Origin of the sequence: Devosia sp. CN2-171, from assembly GCF_049354815.1 — a bacterium.
Lineage (GTDB): Bacteria > Pseudomonadota > Alphaproteobacteria > Rhizobiales > Devosiaceae > Devosia_A.
The window spans coordinates 2,941,114-2,956,008 of sequence record NZ_CP186479.1 but is presented as its reverse complement, the minus strand read 5'-3'; the positions used below and the strand labels follow the sequence as shown (position 1 = coordinate 2,956,008).

Below are 14,895 nucleotides of genomic sequence, written 5' to 3'. Positions count from 1 at the left end.
CCCATCAGCGCGAGAGATCCGCTTCGCTCCAGCCGAGCGCCGCCATGTCGTCGATGCGATCGCGGAAGTCGCTGGCGGTGATGAATTCGTCGAGCTGCGGTGGCGGCACCGACGAGCCCGAGAGCATGGCGTGGACCTGCCCGCGGTGGTGCGTCTGGTGCATGAAGAGGTGCAGCAGCAGATCGTCGGTACGCTCGACCTGGATGCGGCCGGTGCGGTGGACACGGGTTTCGGCGATGAGGCGCGCCTCGGTGAGCGTGCCGGCGAAAGCGAGCAGGCGCTCGTCGACGGCGACCTGCGCGGCAGTGAGCGGCGCCAGCTCGTCGAACGGCTCCTCGGGGTCCCAGGCCTTCGGCCCGAGCGTGCCGCCCTCGAGGGCATCGACATAGAACCAGTCGACGGTGAGGATGTGGCTGAGCGTCGCCTTGATCGTGGGGAAAAAGCTCGTCCGGGTCGCCTCGAACTCTCCTGGCGCCAGCCGCGCGCAGGCGGCATGCAACCTGTGATTGGCGAGCCGGTTATTCTGCGCCAGCTTGCGCATGATGCGGACGGCAGGACTCATCGGCCTCTCCCTCGGTGCCTTCACTAGCACGTGCTTTCGCCGTTGTCGGCCCGGCGGCCCCGAAGATCAGCCAGTTGCACCATACACTTGCAAGTCACTGCCCTCCGGCGCTAGAATTTTTGGTTAGGATCATACCTATTCCTCGGAGCCGAGCCATGAGTGCCGGAGCAAAGGCCTATTTCAGCAACATTCTCAGGGACGCAGGGATCGAAATCGGCGGCAGCCGCCCCTTCGATGTCACGGTGCATGACGACCGATTGTGGGGCCGGGTCCTGAGCCATGGCACTCTCGGCTTCGGCGAGGCCTACATGGACGGCTGGTTCGATACCGAGGCGCTCGACCAGTTCGTTTACCGGCTGCTCGAATACGACATCTACGCGCATTTGAAGCCCGATCTCGGGCTGGCGCTGAGTTTCCTGCGCGGACGTCTGTTCAACCGGCAACGCAGCCGCGTCACCGAGGTGGGCGAGAAGCACTACGACATCGGCAACGACCTCTATGCCGCCATGCTCGACAAGCGCATGATCTACTCCTGCGGCTACTGGGCCGATGCGCAAACGCTCGACGAGGCACAGGAAGCAAAGCTCGACCTCATATGCAGGAAAGCCGGGCTCGAGCCGGGGATGAAGATCCTCGATATCGGCTCGGGCTGGGGCGGGTTCCTGAAATTCGCCGCCGAACGCTATGGCGTCGAGGGCGTCGGCATCACCATCTCCAGGGAGCAGGCGGCCTACGCCGAGGCGACCAGGGGCAGCCTGCCAATAACGACGCGGCTGATGGACTATATGGGGCTCGAGGGCCAATTCGACCGGGTGATCTCGATCGGCATGTTCGAGCACGTCGGCTACAAGAATTTCGACGCCTATTTCGACAAGGTGCGCTCGCTGCTGAAGCCGGAGGGGCTCTTCGTGCTGCACACCATCGGCAACAATTTCACCACCACGCACGGCGACCCCTGGACCGAAAAGTACATCTTCCCCAACGGACTGCTGCCATCGATCAAGCATATCGCCGCCGCCACCGAAGGCAGGTTCGTGATGGAGGACTGGCACAGTTTCGGCGCCGACTACGACCGGACGCTGATGGCCTGGTGGGCCAATTTCGATGCCGCCTGGCCGAGCCTCAGCGAAAAATACGGCGATCGGTTCTGGCGCATGTGGCGGTTCTACCTGCAGGTCTTCGCCGCCATGTTCCGGGCCCGCAACATCCAGCTCTGGCAGGTGGTACTGAGCCCCGACGGGGTTCGCGGCGGCTACCGGCGCGTCTCCTAGCGACCATCGATCCGTCGCAGACGGAATAAACCTCCCTCCCCGGTGTTGACCCCTCATGCCGACCGTTGCGGCGGCAAGAGGGGCATGGCCAAAGGGAGACCCAGATGCCAGTCACACGTTTGAATTCATCGTTGAAGCTCGCACTCGGCGCGATCGCCGTTATCGGCATGCTGGCGGCAGCGCCTGTCTACGCCGTCGACGGTGGCGGCGGCGGTGGTGGTGGTGGTGGGGGCGGAGGCGGCGGGAGCAGCGACAGTGGCGGCGGCTCGTCGTCGTCGCAGTCGGCCAGCGTTCCGTCGCTCGACGATGCCCGCGCCCTGATCCGCGCCAAGAAGTGGAAGACCGCGGTCACTATGCTCAAAACCATCGTTCGCGCCGAGCCCGGCAATGCCGAAGCCAACAACCTGCTCGGCTATTCGCTGCGTAAGAGCGGCGACTACAAGAACGCGCAGGGCTTCTATCTCAAGGCGCTGAAGCTCAATCCGCGCCACAAGGGCGCGCACGAGTACCTGGGCGAGCTCTTTGTCGAGATCGGCCAGATGGCGAAGGCCAAACAGATGCTGGCCCAGCTCGAAAAACTCTGCGGCAACAAGACCTGCGAGGAATACGAAGACCTCGCGCAGTTCATCGCGGCCAAGAGCTGACCGAGACGTCAGGGGGTGATGCGCGCGACCATGCGCTACGCCGCCCCCTCCACCAGCTTCGCTGGTCCCCCTCCCCCGCCCCGCGGGGGAGGATCATCCCTGCGCCATCTCTAGGCCAAGGCGAAGTTGATGCGATAGCTCAGTGCTTCGGCGACATGCGGGCGGCCGACTTTGTCGACGCCGGCGAGATCGGCCAGCGTGCGGGCGACTTTCAGCACACGGTGATAGGCGCGCGCCGAGAGGTTGAAGCGCCCGGCTGCTTGCAGCAGCAGCGTCTGGCTCTCCCGGTCCGGATCGACCAGTTTTTCGATCAGCGTCGAGCCGGCGGCGGCATTGGTGAAGACGTCCGGATGCCCGGCCTCGGCATAGCGCTGGCGCTGCCGTTCGCGCGCCGCTTCGACCCGCTCGGCGACCCGGGCCGAGGATTCCGCGGTCGAGGGGCCGATCATGTCGGCGGCTGAGACGGCGGGCACGTCGATCCGCAAATCGATGCGATCGAGGAAGGGGCCCGAGACCCGGGCCTGGTAGTCCGAAGCGCAGCGGTCGCCGCGCTTGCAGGTATGGCCCGGTGTGCCGGCCATGCCGCATTTGCAGGGGTTCATCGCCGCGACCAGCTGGAAGCGGGCCGGGAAGTTCACATGCGCGTTGGCACGGGCGATCACCGCTTCACCGGATTCGAGCGGCTGCCGCAAACTGTCGAGCACCTGCGGCTGGAATTCGGGCAGTTCGTCGAGGAAGAGCACGCCATTGTGGGCAAGGCTCGCCTCGCCCGGCCGGACACGCAGCCCCCCGCCAACCAGCGCCGCCATCGAGGCGGAGTGGTGCGGGGCGCGGAACGGGCGCCGGTCGCTGAGCGCGCCACCGGCGAGTTCGCCGGCGATCGACTGGATCATCGATACGTCGAGCAGTTCGCGCGGGTTGAGCGGCGGCAGGATCGAGGGCAGCCGCGCCGCCAGCATGGATTTGCCGGCGCCGGGCGGGCCAACCATCAGGAGGTTATGGCCACCCGCCGCCGCCACTTCGAGGGCACGGCGCGCCACCTCCTGCCCGCGCACTTCGCTGAGGTCCGGCAGTCCCGCCGGATCGGACTGGCGCCGCGGCACTGGGCGCGTACAAAGCTGGAAGCCGCCGAGATGGTTGACCAGCGCGAGAAGGTTCTGCGGCGCGATGATCTCGAGGTCATTGCCGGCCCAGGCGGCTTCCGGCCCCGACGGTTCGGCGCAGATGATCCCCATATCGCGCGACAGCGCCGCGATCGCCGCAGGCAGCACGCCGGCCGTCGGCGCGAGGCGTCCGTCGAGGGCGAGTTCACCCAGCGCCACATAGCCCTCAAGCGCATCGGACGGGATGGCGCCGATGGCGGCCATCAGCCCGAGGGCGATCGGCAGATCGTAGTGGCTGCCTTCCTTGGGGAGGTCGGCCGGCGCGAGGTTCACCGTGATGCGTTTGGGCGGGAGACTCAGGCCGGAGGCATAGAGTGCGGCATGCACCCGCTCGCTCGATTCTTTCACCGCCTTGTCCGGCAGCCCGACGAGCAGGAATTTTGGCAGCCCAGGTGCGATCTGCACCTGCACATCGACCGGCACCGCCTCGATGCCCTGAAACGCCACGGTCGCGACCCGCGTGACCATCCGCCTGCCCCCAATTGCCCGAGGCAACGCTATCAGGACATTTGCGAATGTGGCAAGAACATTAAGGGAACAAGCGTGGCGTCGAAGGCGAGTTGTAAGGATCGGCCCCTCGGGCATTAACCATGCTGGAATTCCAAAGGGTTAGCGCAAGGTTTCGTTAAGCGCGCCATGTTGAATCAAAGGCTTTCAGACCTGATGAAGGCCTTGGTTCCGCATGCCTGTTGCCCGTCGCTCCGCGCTCCCCGTCCTGAGGTCCGCTCTTGTGGTAGGGCTCATGCTGCTGCTTGCCGCCTGCGGGCGCTCGCCGACCAGCTACACCGGCATTCCAGGCGACAACGACCCGCATGACGGCGTGCGGCGCGCCTGGGGCCTGCCGATCCAGGGGCTCGACGTGGCGCGCTACCAGGGCCGCATCGATTTCAACTCGGCCCGTGCCGGCGGGGTGCACTTCGTCTACATCAAGTCGACCGAGGGCAAGGACTACATCGACCCCAATTTCTATGACAACTGGAACGGCGCGCGTGCCTCCGGCCTGGCGCGGGGCGCCTATCATTTCATGACCTGGTGCAGCCTTGCCTCGGAGCAGGCCGAATGGTTCATCCGCAAGGTGCCGAACGATCCCGATGCGCTGCCGCCGGTGCTCGATCTCGAGTGGAACAACCACTCGAGCTGCAAGAACAAGCACAACCGCGCCGATGTGCTCGAGAAGGTGCGCGTGATGCTGGCCGCCATGGAGCGCCATACCGGCAAGGTACCGGTGATCTATACTGACATGAACTTCTACAGCGACGTGCTTGCCGGCGAGCACTTCGATTCCTCGTTCTGGCTGCGCTCGACCGCCGCCGAGCCGCACCTCAAATATGGCGACCGGCCCTGGCTGTTTTGGCAGTGGACGCAGACCGGCACCATGTCCGGCGTGAGGACCGAGGTCGATCGCAACGCCTTTTACGGCAGCGAGACCGAATGGGTGCAGTTCCTGCTCACCGGGTGCGATCCGCGCCTGCTGCAGGTGCTCGGACCGCAGGGCCGCTGCGGCAGCCTGAAGTAGGAACCATCCCTCAACGGCGAGGGAATGCGATTGCGGTGCATATAGGGGTGCTCGCAGGGCGCCTGCACCGCAGTCCTTTGCCATCAACTTGTCACGACTCGCGGCAAGTATTAGTTTTCACAGCGTGATTTACCGGTGCGGACCGGGACACTGCGAGGAGAGAGCAAATATGGCCAAGGGTCAGTTGCGAAAGAACAAGGAAGCCAAGAAGCCGAAGAAGGACAAGGCTGCAAAGCCTGCCGTCGGCGTCACGTCGACGATCGCTGCCGCGGCCAAGAAGTAGTCCTTCCGGCCAATCCAGACGTATCCACCGGGGCCGTGGCGCATGCCGCGGCCTTGTGTTTTCGGGCGCTAGGCTGCGACGCCCGGGATCAGACCGCTCGATTTTAGCCCATCGATGAGGAACTGCACGGCGAGCGCCGCGAGCAGGATGCCGACCATGCGCGACACCACGGCGAGCCCGGTGATGCCGAGGAGCCGCTGGATGGGGATGGCGAGCAGCAGTGTCACCCAGGCCGCCAGCATGATCAGCAGCAGCGCAACGAAAATGAGCCCATATTCGACGCCGTCACTCGCCCCGGTCGACAGCAGCACCATGGCGCTGATCGCGCCGGGGCCCGAGAGCAGCGGCATGGCGAGCGGGAACACCGCGATATCGTCGCGCTGACGCGCCTCGACCTCTTCCTCGGTGGTGGTGGAGCTGGCGCCCGAATGGCGCGCGAACACCATGTCGATGGCGATCAGCAGCAGCAGCACGCCGCCGGCAATGCGCAAGGCCGGGATGGTGATGCCGAAAAGGTCGAGCACCGCGTTGCCGATGAGCCCGAAGACGAAGAGGATCGCCGTGGCGATGGTGACGCCGCGCGTCGCGATGGCAAACCGCTCGGCCTGCGTGTTGTCCTTGGTCAGCGCGGCAAAGATGAAGGCGATGTCGGCGACGCCGACGGTCGCAAACAAGGTCGCCAGCGCGACGAGGAAGTGGTTGAAGCTCACATCAAGGTCCCCGGATTGGCGGAAGCTAACCGAGATTGGAGCGGTAGGCTACGGGCTGCCTCTGTCTCCCGCTTTGCGGGAGCAGCGGAGCTAGGATGGGGAGAGCACGCGTGGGCCACCTCCACCCACCCGCACGCGGGTCCCCTCGCTATTGCCACCAAGTCCCTGGCGAGCCTAAGTGTCGTTTCTCCCTCTCGAAGATGCCTCGCAAACGGCACAATCGTCATGGCAAAGGCTGATCCATGAGCGACGTCACGCCGCCCGAGCCGACGCTGCCCCAGCCGCCCAGCCGTGACCGGTGGATCGTCTGGACCGGGGTGGCCTCAATAATGCTGCATGCGGTGGTGCTGGTGTTCCTGCTCTGGCAGCCGCTGCCTGACAGCGCTGAAGCCGCACCGCCGCCGGCCATCGACGTGGAGCTGGTGCGGCCGCCGGAGGCGGTCAGCGCCAGCGAGCCGCCGCCGGTGGAGGAGCCCGAGGAGGAGGCTTCGGCGGCGACCGCGCCGTCGGGCGAGACGACCTCGGCGGAACCGCCACCGCCCGAGCAAGCAGCCGCTCCAACTCCATCGGCGGCGGAGGCATCCGCGCCCGAAATGCCATCCGATACGGCGGCGCCAAAGACCACATCCGAGGCCGCCGCTCCCGCAGCATCGGAGCCGGTGCGGGGTTCGGAGGCCTCAGCAAAGGTAGCCCCGATACCACTGTCGCGCCCCAGAGTGAGGGGGTTGACTGCCCCATCCAGCGCGCCGGACGTAGGCGGCTCCGCGCTCACCGCAGACACTGGCGAGATGGCGGAGGGAACAGCCGCGCCTGCTCCGCCGGCGGAGCCCGATGTCGCGACCCTTGAGCTAGGCGCGCTGCGCAGCGCCGAGCGCTTCTATCTCAAGGCGATGCTGAGTGCTCCCAGCATGGCGCGGGCGCGCGCCATGCTCGAAACGTTGCCGCCCGAAAAGCGGCTGGCGCAAACCTGCAATATCGAGGCCCTGGCGCAGATCGGCAATGCCGGGGAGGGCTTCGCGCCCGACGTGGTGATGGCGGAAGCCTATGCCAGGTCGGAGATAGCGGGCACGCGCCTCGCGGCGAGCGGCGCGATCTTCCGCTCCGAAGAAAGGTGGTATGGCGTCGCCTTCGACTGCACGCTCAGCGACGACCTCACGAGTGTCACGGCGTTTTCCTATCGGCTCGGCGCCGACGTGACGGAAGCGGTGCTCGCGCGACTGAGCAAGACCTAGCCGCAACGGCAGACGGCCGGGTTCAGCTCCGCCGCCGCTCGATCGCGTCGAGGATCAGGACCGCGATGTCGGGGCCGCCGAAGCGCTTGATTTCGCGGATGCCGGTCGGGGAGGTGACGTTGATCTCGGTGAGATAGTCGCCGATCACGTCGATGCCGACGAAGATCATGTCGCGCGCCTTGAGCGCCGGGCCGATGGCAGCGCAGATTTCGCGTTCGCGCGCCGTGAGCTCGCTGAGTTCGGGGCGGCCGCCGACATGCATGTTGGAGCGCGCTTCGCCATCGGCGGGGATGCGGTTAAGGCCGGCGACCGGCTCGCCGTCGACGAGGATGATGCGCTTGTCGCCCTTGCGCACGTCCGGCAGGTACTTCTGCACCATGAAGGGCTCGCGGAAACTCTGCTCGAACAGCTCGATCAGCGAAGCGAGGTTCTGGTCGCCCTCCTGGATCAGGAACACGCCGGCGCCGCCATTGCCGTAGAGCGGCTTGACGATGATATTGCCGTGCTCCTTCCGGAACTCGTGGATGAGCTTCCTGTCGCGCGTCACCAGCGTCGGCGGCATCAGCTCGGGGAACTCGGTGACGAGGATCTTTTCGGGCGCATTGCGCACCGCGGCCGGCGGGTTGACGACGAAAGTGTGCGGGTGGATGCGCTCGAGCAGGTGCGTGAGCGTGATGTAGTTCATGTCGAACGGCGGATCCTGCCGCATCAGGACGACATCGTAGCTCGCGAGGTCGGCGCGAGCGAAATCGCCGAGCGCGAAGTGCTCGCCTTTGGGCTTGTCGAACACCGTGATCGGAGCCAGCTCGGCCGTGACCTTGTTGTCGCGCAGCGCCAGCGTCTGCGGCACGTAATAGTCGACCTTGTGCTTGCGCTCTTGCGCTTCGAGCATCAGCGCGAAGGTGGAATCCCCCCGCGGATTGATGCTCTCGATGGGGTCCATCTGCACGGCGATCTTCAGGGGCATGGCGCAACCTAGCTGGCGTCGAAGGCGCCCTTCACATGGCGCGGCCACATCATGGGTGCAAGGAAAATCACGTCGAAGCGGAGGGGCGTTGCGGCGAGCCCGGGGTGGCGCGAAACGTAGTGCTCGGCGGCGCGCGCGATGCGGCGCGTGTTCACCGCTTCGAGGGCGATGCCGATCTCGTTGCGCGACATACGCGACTTCACTTCGACGAAGGCGGTGAGGCCGAAGCGGCGGACGACCAAATCGATCTCGCCACCGGGCGTCTTCACGCGCTTGTCGACGATGCGATAGCCCTTGAGCCGCAGATACCAGGCGGCGATGTCCTCGCCGCGGCGGCCGAACAGCTCGGCGCCGAGCCGCGACGAGCGGGTCTGGTGGTTGCGGTTATTCCTGCGATTTGCGGGCGAGGGCGGCATCGTAGACGTCCTTGCGCTTCAGCCCGAAGCGGGCGGTGATTTCGTCGACGGCGGCGCGGAGGGGCTGGGCGGTGAGGGCCTCGTCCAATGCGGCCTGCCAGTCGGCGGCCTCGACCACGACGCCCTCGGCGCCGCCGACGAGGATGACGGCCTCGCCCTTGGTATCGCCTTCGCCGAAATGTGTGGCGAGTTCGCTGAGCGTGCCGCGTTCGACCCGTTCGAAGCGCTTGGTGAGCTCGAGCGCCACGGCGGCGGGGCGGTCGCCGAAGGCGTCGGCCATGGCGCTCAGCGTATCGCCGAGGCGGCGGGGGGATTCGTAGAACACCAGCGTGTCGGCCCGCGCCTTGAGGGCGGCGAGGGCATTGGCCCGGGCGCCGGCCTTAGGCGGCAAAAAGCCGATGAAACCGAAGGCATCGGTCGGAAGGCCGGCGGTGGCGAGGGCGGCTAGGAGCGCCGAGGGGCCGGGGAGGGCGTAGACGGGCAGGCCGGCTTCGCGCACGGCACGCACCAGCGGGAAGCCGGGATCGGAAAGCAGCGGCGTGCCGGCATCGGAGATCTGGGCGATAGCCTTGCCGGCCGCGATGTCGGCGACGACCTCGTGGGCCCGGGCGCGCTCATTGTGCTCGTGCAGCGACCGGCGGGCCGTGCGGATGCCGTAATGATCGAGCAGGGTGGCCGAATGGCGAGTATCTTCGCAGAGGACCTGGTCGGCGGCGGCGAGCGTTTCGAGGGCGCGCAGCGTAATGTCCTTGAGATTGCCGATCGGCGTCGCGACGACATAGAGCCCGGCGGCCAGCGGCGGCGCGGCGAAAGCGGTCCCGGCGATGAAGTAGCTATGCGGCCGCTCGTCCAACGGACCTCCGAATGTAAACGCAAAGTTAAGCCCGGGCTTTATGCAGCGGGCCCGATTCTGTATAGACGCCGCAGGGATTACGGCGCGGCGGCGCCAGAGTGCGGGACTTCATGAAGCCAGGGCAAGTGCGAATAGCGGGCGGGTTGCGGCTGTTGGGGCTTGGTATCCTTGCGGCGGCGCTTCTCGCGGGCTGTTCGGCCGGCAACTTCAACTTCGGTCCCGGCTCGACCACTGGCGGCTCGACCATGCCGACCGCTGCTGGCAAGACGTTCGGCAAGGGCCCAGTGAAGGTGGCGCTGCTGCTGCCTCTGTCGGGGGATGCGAACATCGCTTCGGTCGGCCAGTCGCTGGCCAATGCGTCAGAACTAGCGATCAGCTTCGTCGAGACCAACCCCAATATCGGCGAGAACATCACCGTTACGCTGAAGGACACCGGCACTTCGGCCGCTGGTGCGACGCTCGCGGCGCAGGCGGCGCTGAGCGAGGGCGCGAGCCTGATCCTCGGGCCGCTGCGTGCCGACCAGGTGACGGCGGCGGGCCAGGTGGCGAAGGCCGCTGGCGTGCCGGTGATCGGCTTCTCGAACAATTCCGGGGCCGCGAGCCCCGGCGTGTACCTCCTCAACGTGCTGCCCGAGAGCGAAGTCAGGCGCTCTATGGGCTATGCGAAAAAGCTCGGCAAGAAGGCCTTCGCCGGCGTGTTCCCGACCACCGATTTCGGCCGCATCCAAGAAGGCGCCTTCCGGCAGGCGACCGCCGACCTCGGTCTCAATGCGCGCGCCGTCTACAATTTCTCCTCCGAAGCCGAGGCGCGCAGCGTCGTGACGCAGCTGGTGCCGATGCTGCAGGCGGGGCAGGTCGACGCGCTGTTCATCCCGGACCGGGCGACGGCGCCATCCATCGCCAACCTCCTGAACGAGGCGGGCATTCCGCCTGGCAAGGTGCAATTGATCGGCTCGGCCGACTGGGACGGCGATCCGGCGATCCTCAATACGACTACGCTGGCAGGTGCCGTGTTCCCGGCCGTGGACGATGCCGGCTACAACGCGCTGCTGGCGGAGTATCAGGCAAAGTTCGGTTCGGCGCCGCACAAGCTGGCGACCATCGCCTATACGGCGACGATCCTCGCCAATGCCGGCTCGCTCGCCAACGGCTCGCCCAAATACGATCGGGCCCAGTTGACGCTGGCCGCTGGGTTCAACGGCCGCGACGGCGTGTTCCGGTTCCTGCCGGATGGGCGGAGCGAATATGCGCTGGTGATCAAGCAGGTGGCGATCGGTGCGGCCAGCGTGGCGGAAGCGGCGAAGCTGTAGCGCTCGCCGCTAGCCGCCTGCGTCAGTCAATTCAGCAGTAGACCGCGTTTTCGCGCACGACGCAGAGGTTGTCGTCGGTGACCACCAGCCTGCCCTTGCCGCCGTCCGTCGGCGTGACCACGACGAACGAGCCGGCGGAATAGGCGCTGGCGCTGGCCCAGCGGCCGTCGCCCCAAAGCCAGAGCATCGGCGACGGCGCCACGGCCTTGGGCTCCTTGATGATGCCGGGATACTGGACATTCGGGCTGTCCAGCCCGTCGCTCGAATAGACGCCACTCTCGGTCTCCATGACGGTGACGAAGGTGGTGCGGCCATAGCCGATCTTGCGGATGGTCGATTCGGCGATCGGCTCGATCGAGATACCGGGCTGGGTGTAATAGTCCCACCTCACCAGTGTCGAGGGATCGAGGGTCGAGGGCCAGAGTTCGCTCGCCGACTTCAGCAGCGTCTTCATCGGCTGGTCGTCGGCAACGGCCGGAGGCAGCAGGTCGGGCACGGCCATCAGGACTGCGGCGCCGAGGCCGATGAAGCCCCCGAGCATAAGCGCACGTGACGTCTCCACGATTTTACCTCCGGTTAACCGTTCTCGTTAACTGAAGATCAATCATGTTGTTAAAAAGCGTGTCAAAATGAAACACGCGTTAAGGTTAACTTAACCACGTTGCAGTGGTGCGACCGACCGTTTCAGAGCGCGGCGGAGAGCTTTTCGACCACCTCGACGAAGCGGTCATAGGCCTCGCGCGTCGGCCACGGCCGGATCAGCTTTTCGAACGGCTCGAATTCGAACACCGGAAAGCTCGGCTCGCCGAAGAACTTTCGCGCTTCCTCGGTGTCGAAGCCGGCGAGATGGGTGGCCTCGAGGAAGGCGGCCTCCCGATCGGCCCGCTTGATCAGCTTGCCGAGGGCGGCGGACGGCGTGGCGGGCAGCGAGAAGTGCAGGTGGACCGCGCCCAGGAGGCGGTTCTCGACTTCCTTGTAGTTGCCGCCCATCGCCGCCTTGAACGGCGAGATGATGTCGCCCATCACGTATTCAGGGGCATCGTGCAGCACCGCATAGAGCAGGGCCCTGCTGTCGGCGTCGCGATTGGCGGCTCGGAACAGTTCGAGGACAAGGATCGAGTGCTGCGCCACGGTGAACGGGTAGTCGCCGATGGTCTGGCCGTTCCAGCGCGCCACGCGAGCAAGGCCGTGCGCAATATCGGATAGCTCGACATCGAGCGGCGACGGATCGAGGATGTCGAGCCGCCTGCCCGACAGCATACGCTGCCACGCCCGCTCCTTGCCCCGCGCCATCGTTCGCTCCGTCACTGAAAGGGAGGGAACGTAGTGGGAACGGGGGTGATTCGCCAATTTGTGATTGGGGCCTTACTCCTCGCTGCCAGCTTCGCCGAACTGGTACGGCGCGTAGGCCGGCAGCTCCACGGTCACCGGCTTGCCACCGACCGTGACCGCCGAGACATCGGTGATGCGGTCGAGCCGGATGATCGCCACGGCCTTGCCGTCGACCACTTCGCCGATCGTGCCGGCTTCACGCGTTCCCGCCACCACCGGTGTCCCCGCCGGCGCCTCGATGCCGGAGACGATCACCGGGCGGCGGCGGGCGGTGCCGCGGTGTTTCATGCGGGAGACCACTTCCTGGCCGATATAGCAGCCTTTGACGAAGTCGATGCCGTCGAGCAGGTCGAGGCCGATATCGTGGGCGAAGACTTCGTCGATACCGAAATCCGGACCCTGCTCGGGGATGCCGGCGGCGATGCGGTGGCGCGCGAAACTGTCGTCCGGCGGCAGCCAGCCGGTGGTTGCCGCGTTCTCGGCGATAACGCGCTCGCCGAGCCCGCGCGGATCGGCGTGGCCGACGCCTTCGGTCCAGCCGTCAAACGTCCAGCCGACCGAATGCGTCTGCCTGAGATCGTCGATCTCGACCTTGGCGCGCAAGCGATAGAGCTTCATTCTCTTGAGGAAGGCATCGGCGACGCCGGCATCGACATCGAGCCAGAAGGCATCGTCATTTTCGTCTTCTTGCCAGCCGCTGAGGCCCTCGGCCTGGACCTTGCCCTGTGGCGATAGCAGCGCCCACCAGACGGCCGGACCGGGTTCGGCGAGGAGCCGCCCCGTCACCACATCGAACAGCAGTTTCTGCGCCTCGGGCCCGGCAAAGCGGAAGGCGGCACGGGACGGACGGAGGATTGTGGGCATGGGTGGCTTTCCGCTACACCGGGCCACACGCGGATGGCCGGGGACTAGAGACATGGCGCAGTATCAGACGATCTTCAAGAACGGCACCGTGGCCAATCACGACGGCATCCATTTGACCGACATCGCCGTGAATGACGGCCGCATCGTCGCGCTCGGGGATCTCGACGCCAGCAGCGCCGGTGAAGTCGTCGACTGCACCGGCCTCCATATCCTTCCCGGCGTCATCGACACGCAGGTGCATTTTCGCGAGCCAGGGCTGACGCACAAGGAAGATCTCGAGTCCGGTTCGCTCTCGGCGGTGATGGGCGGCGTCACCGGCGTCTTCGAGATGCCGAACACCAACCCGCTGACCACCACGGTCGAGACGTTCGAGGAAAAGATCCGGCTCGGCACCCGCCGCATGCATTGCGACTTCGCCTTCTATGTCGGCGGCACTCACGACAATGTGGCCCAGTTGCCCATGCTCGAACGCCTGCCCGGCTGTGCAGGCGTAAAAGTGTTCATGGGCTCGTCCACCGGCTCGCTGCTGGTGCCTGATGATGACGGGGTGGAAGCGATCCTCACCGCCATTTCGCGCCGCGCCGCGTTCCATTCGGAGGATGAATATCGGCTCGAGGAGCGCAAACCCCTGCGCGTGCCCGGCGATCCCTCGTCGCACCCGGTCTGGCGCGATCCTGAAGTGGCGCTGCGCTCGACCCGGCGACTGGTGTCGCTGGCGCGCAAGACCGGCAAGCGTATCCACGTGCTGCATATCTCGACTGCCGAGGAGATGGTGTTCCTCGCCGCCCACAAGGACGTGGCGAGCGTCGAGGTGACCCCGCATCACCTGACGCTGGACGAGACCGCTTACACCCGGCTCGGCACCTATGCGCAGATGAACCCGCCGGTGCGCGACAAGGCGCATCGCGAGGGCATCTGGGCCGGGGTGACGAACGGCGTCGCCGACATTCTCGGCTCCGACCACGCGCCGCATACGCGCGAGGAGAAGGACCATCCCTATCCTGCTTCGCACTCGGGGATGACCGGCGTACAGACGCTGGTGCCGATCATGCTCGATCACATCAATGCCGGCCGCATGAGCCTCGAACGCTTCGTCGACATGACCAGCCACGGCCCGAACCGGCTGTTCGGCATCGCCAACAAGGGCCGGATCGCGGTGGGCTACGACGCCGACCTGACGGTGGTGGACCTGAAGCGCACCGAGACCATCACCAACGAGTGGGTGAAGAGCCGCGCCGGTTGGACGCCCTATGATGGGGTATCTGTCACCGGCTGGCCGGTAGGCACGATCGTCCGCGGCAATACGGTGATGTGGCAGGGTGAGCTGGTGACACCGAGCGTCGGGCAGCCGATGCGGTTCCTCGAAGCGCTGTAGCGCTTACTGCAGCGACCGGCCCAGCGTGTAGTCGCCCGACTGTATCCGCTCGGGCAAGCTCGCGATCAGCTCCGCCACCGCGACCTCACCGTGGTGGTCGACCAGCGAGGTGATGGCGGCGAACAGCGAGGCGTGTGCGAGCGCCAGCGTGGCGACGCCGTCGTCCTCGGCGTCGTTCCAGGCCCCGGCGATGTATTCGAGCGCGACCTGGCGCTCTTCGCGATCGGCATCCGCCATTGGTTCGAGACTGGCCCGGGCCTTGAGGGTCTTGGTGAGTTTCATGAAACTCGCCTAGCACGCGCCGGGGCGCCTGCGCGCCCCACTCGTCGCCAAACGGTTAATTTGCACTCTTCAATTATTCTTAATCCGCGAACGGCCCGGGAACAGGGCTGGATTG

17 protein-coding genes are annotated in these 14,895 nt (G+C 66.0%); 6 read left to right on the top strand and 11 right to left on the bottom strand.

The features are described from left to right. Positions 1–4: 4 nt before the first annotated feature. The gene (locus ACOYW5_RS14610) at positions 5–562 is read right to left on the bottom strand and encodes a DinB family protein (protein ID WP_423065620.1); all 558 of its coding nucleotides are present in this window, start codon (positions 560–562) and stop codon (positions 5–7) included. A gap of 155 nt (positions 563–717) precedes the next feature. Between ACOYW5_RS14610 and cfa the strand changes: the two genes are divergently transcribed. Beyond that, positions 718–1,833 (top strand): cyclopropane fatty acyl phospholipid synthase, encoded by a 1,116-nt coding sequence (gene cfa, locus ACOYW5_RS14605; RefSeq protein ID WP_423065619.1) that lies wholly within the window; start codon positions 718–720, stop codon positions 1,831–1,833. A 131-nt stretch (positions 1,834–1,964) separates the two neighbouring features. Continuing rightward, positions 1,965–2,477: a tetratricopeptide repeat protein gene (locus ACOYW5_RS14600; protein ID WP_423065618.1), complete on the top strand. Its 513-nt coding sequence runs from the start codon at positions 1,965–1,967 to the stop codon at positions 2,475–2,477. A 110-nt stretch (positions 2,478–2,587) separates the two neighbouring features. Here ACOYW5_RS14600 and ACOYW5_RS14595 read toward each other — a convergent pair whose 3' ends face one another. Next, positions 2,588–4,108, bottom strand: coding sequence for a YifB family Mg chelatase-like AAA ATPase (locus tag ACOYW5_RS14595; protein WP_423065617.1), 1,521 nt, complete (start codon positions 4,106–4,108; stop codon positions 2,588–2,590). A gap of 274 nt (positions 4,109–4,382) precedes the next feature. Between ACOYW5_RS14595 and ACOYW5_RS14590 the strand changes: the two genes are divergently transcribed. After that, the gene (locus ACOYW5_RS14590; protein WP_423065616.1) at positions 4,383–5,156 is read left to right on the top strand and encodes a GH25 family lysozyme; all 774 of its coding nucleotides are present in this window, start codon (positions 4,383–4,385) and stop codon (positions 5,154–5,156) included. A 351-nt stretch (positions 5,157–5,507) separates the two neighbouring features. Here the strand turns inward: ACOYW5_RS14590 and ACOYW5_RS14585 are convergent, their stop codons facing one another. Continuing rightward, positions 5,508–6,149 carry a MarC family protein gene (locus ACOYW5_RS14585; protein ID WP_423065615.1) on the bottom strand — a complete coding sequence of 214 codons (642 nt, stop codon included), beginning with the start codon at positions 6,147–6,149 and terminating at the stop codon, positions 5,508–5,510. 223 nt (positions 6,150–6,372) lie between these two features. Continuing rightward, complete coding sequence (locus ACOYW5_RS14580) at positions 6,373–6,930, bottom strand: hypothetical protein (protein WP_423065614.1); 558 nt, start codon at positions 6,928–6,930, stop codon at positions 6,373–6,375. A 7-nt stretch (positions 6,931–6,937) separates the two neighbouring features. On the opposite strand from ACOYW5_RS14580, the gene ACOYW5_RS14575 reads away from it, so the two are divergent. Further along, positions 6,938–7,381: a DUF930 domain-containing protein gene (locus ACOYW5_RS14575; RefSeq protein WP_423065613.1), complete on the top strand. Its 444-nt coding sequence runs from the start codon at positions 6,938–6,940 to the stop codon at positions 7,379–7,381. Positions 7,382–7,403: 22 nt separating this feature from the next. On the opposite strand, the gene gshB is transcribed toward ACOYW5_RS14575, so the two are convergent. The 3 genes from gshB to rsmI are packed head-to-tail and all read right to left on the bottom strand — an operon-like array spanning position 7,404 to position 9,617. Continuing rightward, positions 7,404–8,348, bottom strand: a complete 945-nt coding sequence (gene gshB, locus ACOYW5_RS14570; RefSeq protein ID WP_423065612.1) for a glutathione synthase — start codon at positions 8,346–8,348, stop codon at positions 7,404–7,406. Positions 8,349–8,356: 8 nt separating this feature from the next. Continuing rightward, positions 8,357–8,764, bottom strand: coding sequence for a YraN family protein (locus ACOYW5_RS14565; RefSeq protein WP_423065611.1), 408 nt, complete (start codon positions 8,762–8,764; stop codon positions 8,357–8,359). Continuing rightward, complete coding sequence (gene rsmI, locus ACOYW5_RS14560; protein WP_423065610.1) at positions 8,733–9,617, bottom strand: 16S rRNA (cytidine(1402)-2'-O)-methyltransferase; 885 nt, start codon at positions 9,615–9,617, stop codon at positions 8,733–8,735. The genes ACOYW5_RS14565 and rsmI overlap by 32 nt, the downstream gene beginning before the upstream one ends. A 110-nt stretch (positions 9,618–9,727) precedes the next feature. On the opposite strand from rsmI, the gene ACOYW5_RS14555 reads away from it, so the two are divergent. Then, positions 9,728–10,927: a penicillin-binding protein activator gene (locus ACOYW5_RS14555; protein WP_423065609.1), complete on the top strand. Its 1,200-nt coding sequence runs from the start codon at positions 9,728–9,730 to the stop codon at positions 10,925–10,927. A gap of 31 nt (positions 10,928–10,958) precedes the next feature. Here the strand turns inward: ACOYW5_RS14555 and ACOYW5_RS14550 are convergent, their stop codons facing one another. The 3 genes from ACOYW5_RS14550 to ACOYW5_RS14540 all read right to left on the bottom strand — a co-directional run bounded on the left by ACOYW5_RS14550 (position 10,959) and on the right by ACOYW5_RS14540 (position 13,123). Beyond that, complete coding sequence (locus ACOYW5_RS14550; RefSeq protein WP_423065608.1) at positions 10,959–11,489, bottom strand: hypothetical protein; 531 nt, start codon at positions 11,487–11,489, stop codon at positions 10,959–10,961. Between the two features lie 122 nt (positions 11,490–11,611). Beyond that, positions 11,612–12,220: a hydrolase gene (locus ACOYW5_RS14545; protein WP_423065607.1), complete on the bottom strand. Its 609-nt coding sequence runs from the start codon at positions 12,218–12,220 to the stop codon at positions 11,612–11,614. 72 nt (positions 12,221–12,292) lie between these two features. Beyond that, the gene (locus ACOYW5_RS14540; RefSeq protein WP_423065606.1) at positions 12,293–13,123 is read right to left on the bottom strand and encodes a YgfZ/GcvT domain-containing protein; all 831 of its coding nucleotides are present in this window, start codon (positions 13,121–13,123) and stop codon (positions 12,293–12,295) included. Between the two features lie 52 nt (positions 13,124–13,175). Between ACOYW5_RS14540 and ACOYW5_RS14535 the strand changes: the two genes are divergently transcribed. Next, positions 13,176–14,498, top strand: a complete 1,323-nt coding sequence (locus tag ACOYW5_RS14535) for a dihydroorotase (protein WP_423065605.1) — start codon at positions 13,176–13,178, stop codon at positions 14,496–14,498. Between the two features lie 3 nt (positions 14,499–14,501). Here ACOYW5_RS14535 and ACOYW5_RS14530 read toward each other — a convergent pair whose 3' ends face one another. Then, a complete protein-coding gene (locus tag ACOYW5_RS14530; protein WP_423065604.1) occupies positions 14,502–14,780 on the bottom strand; it encodes a hypothetical protein in 279 nt (92 codons plus the stop codon). Positions 14,781–14,895 lie beyond the last annotated feature (115 nt).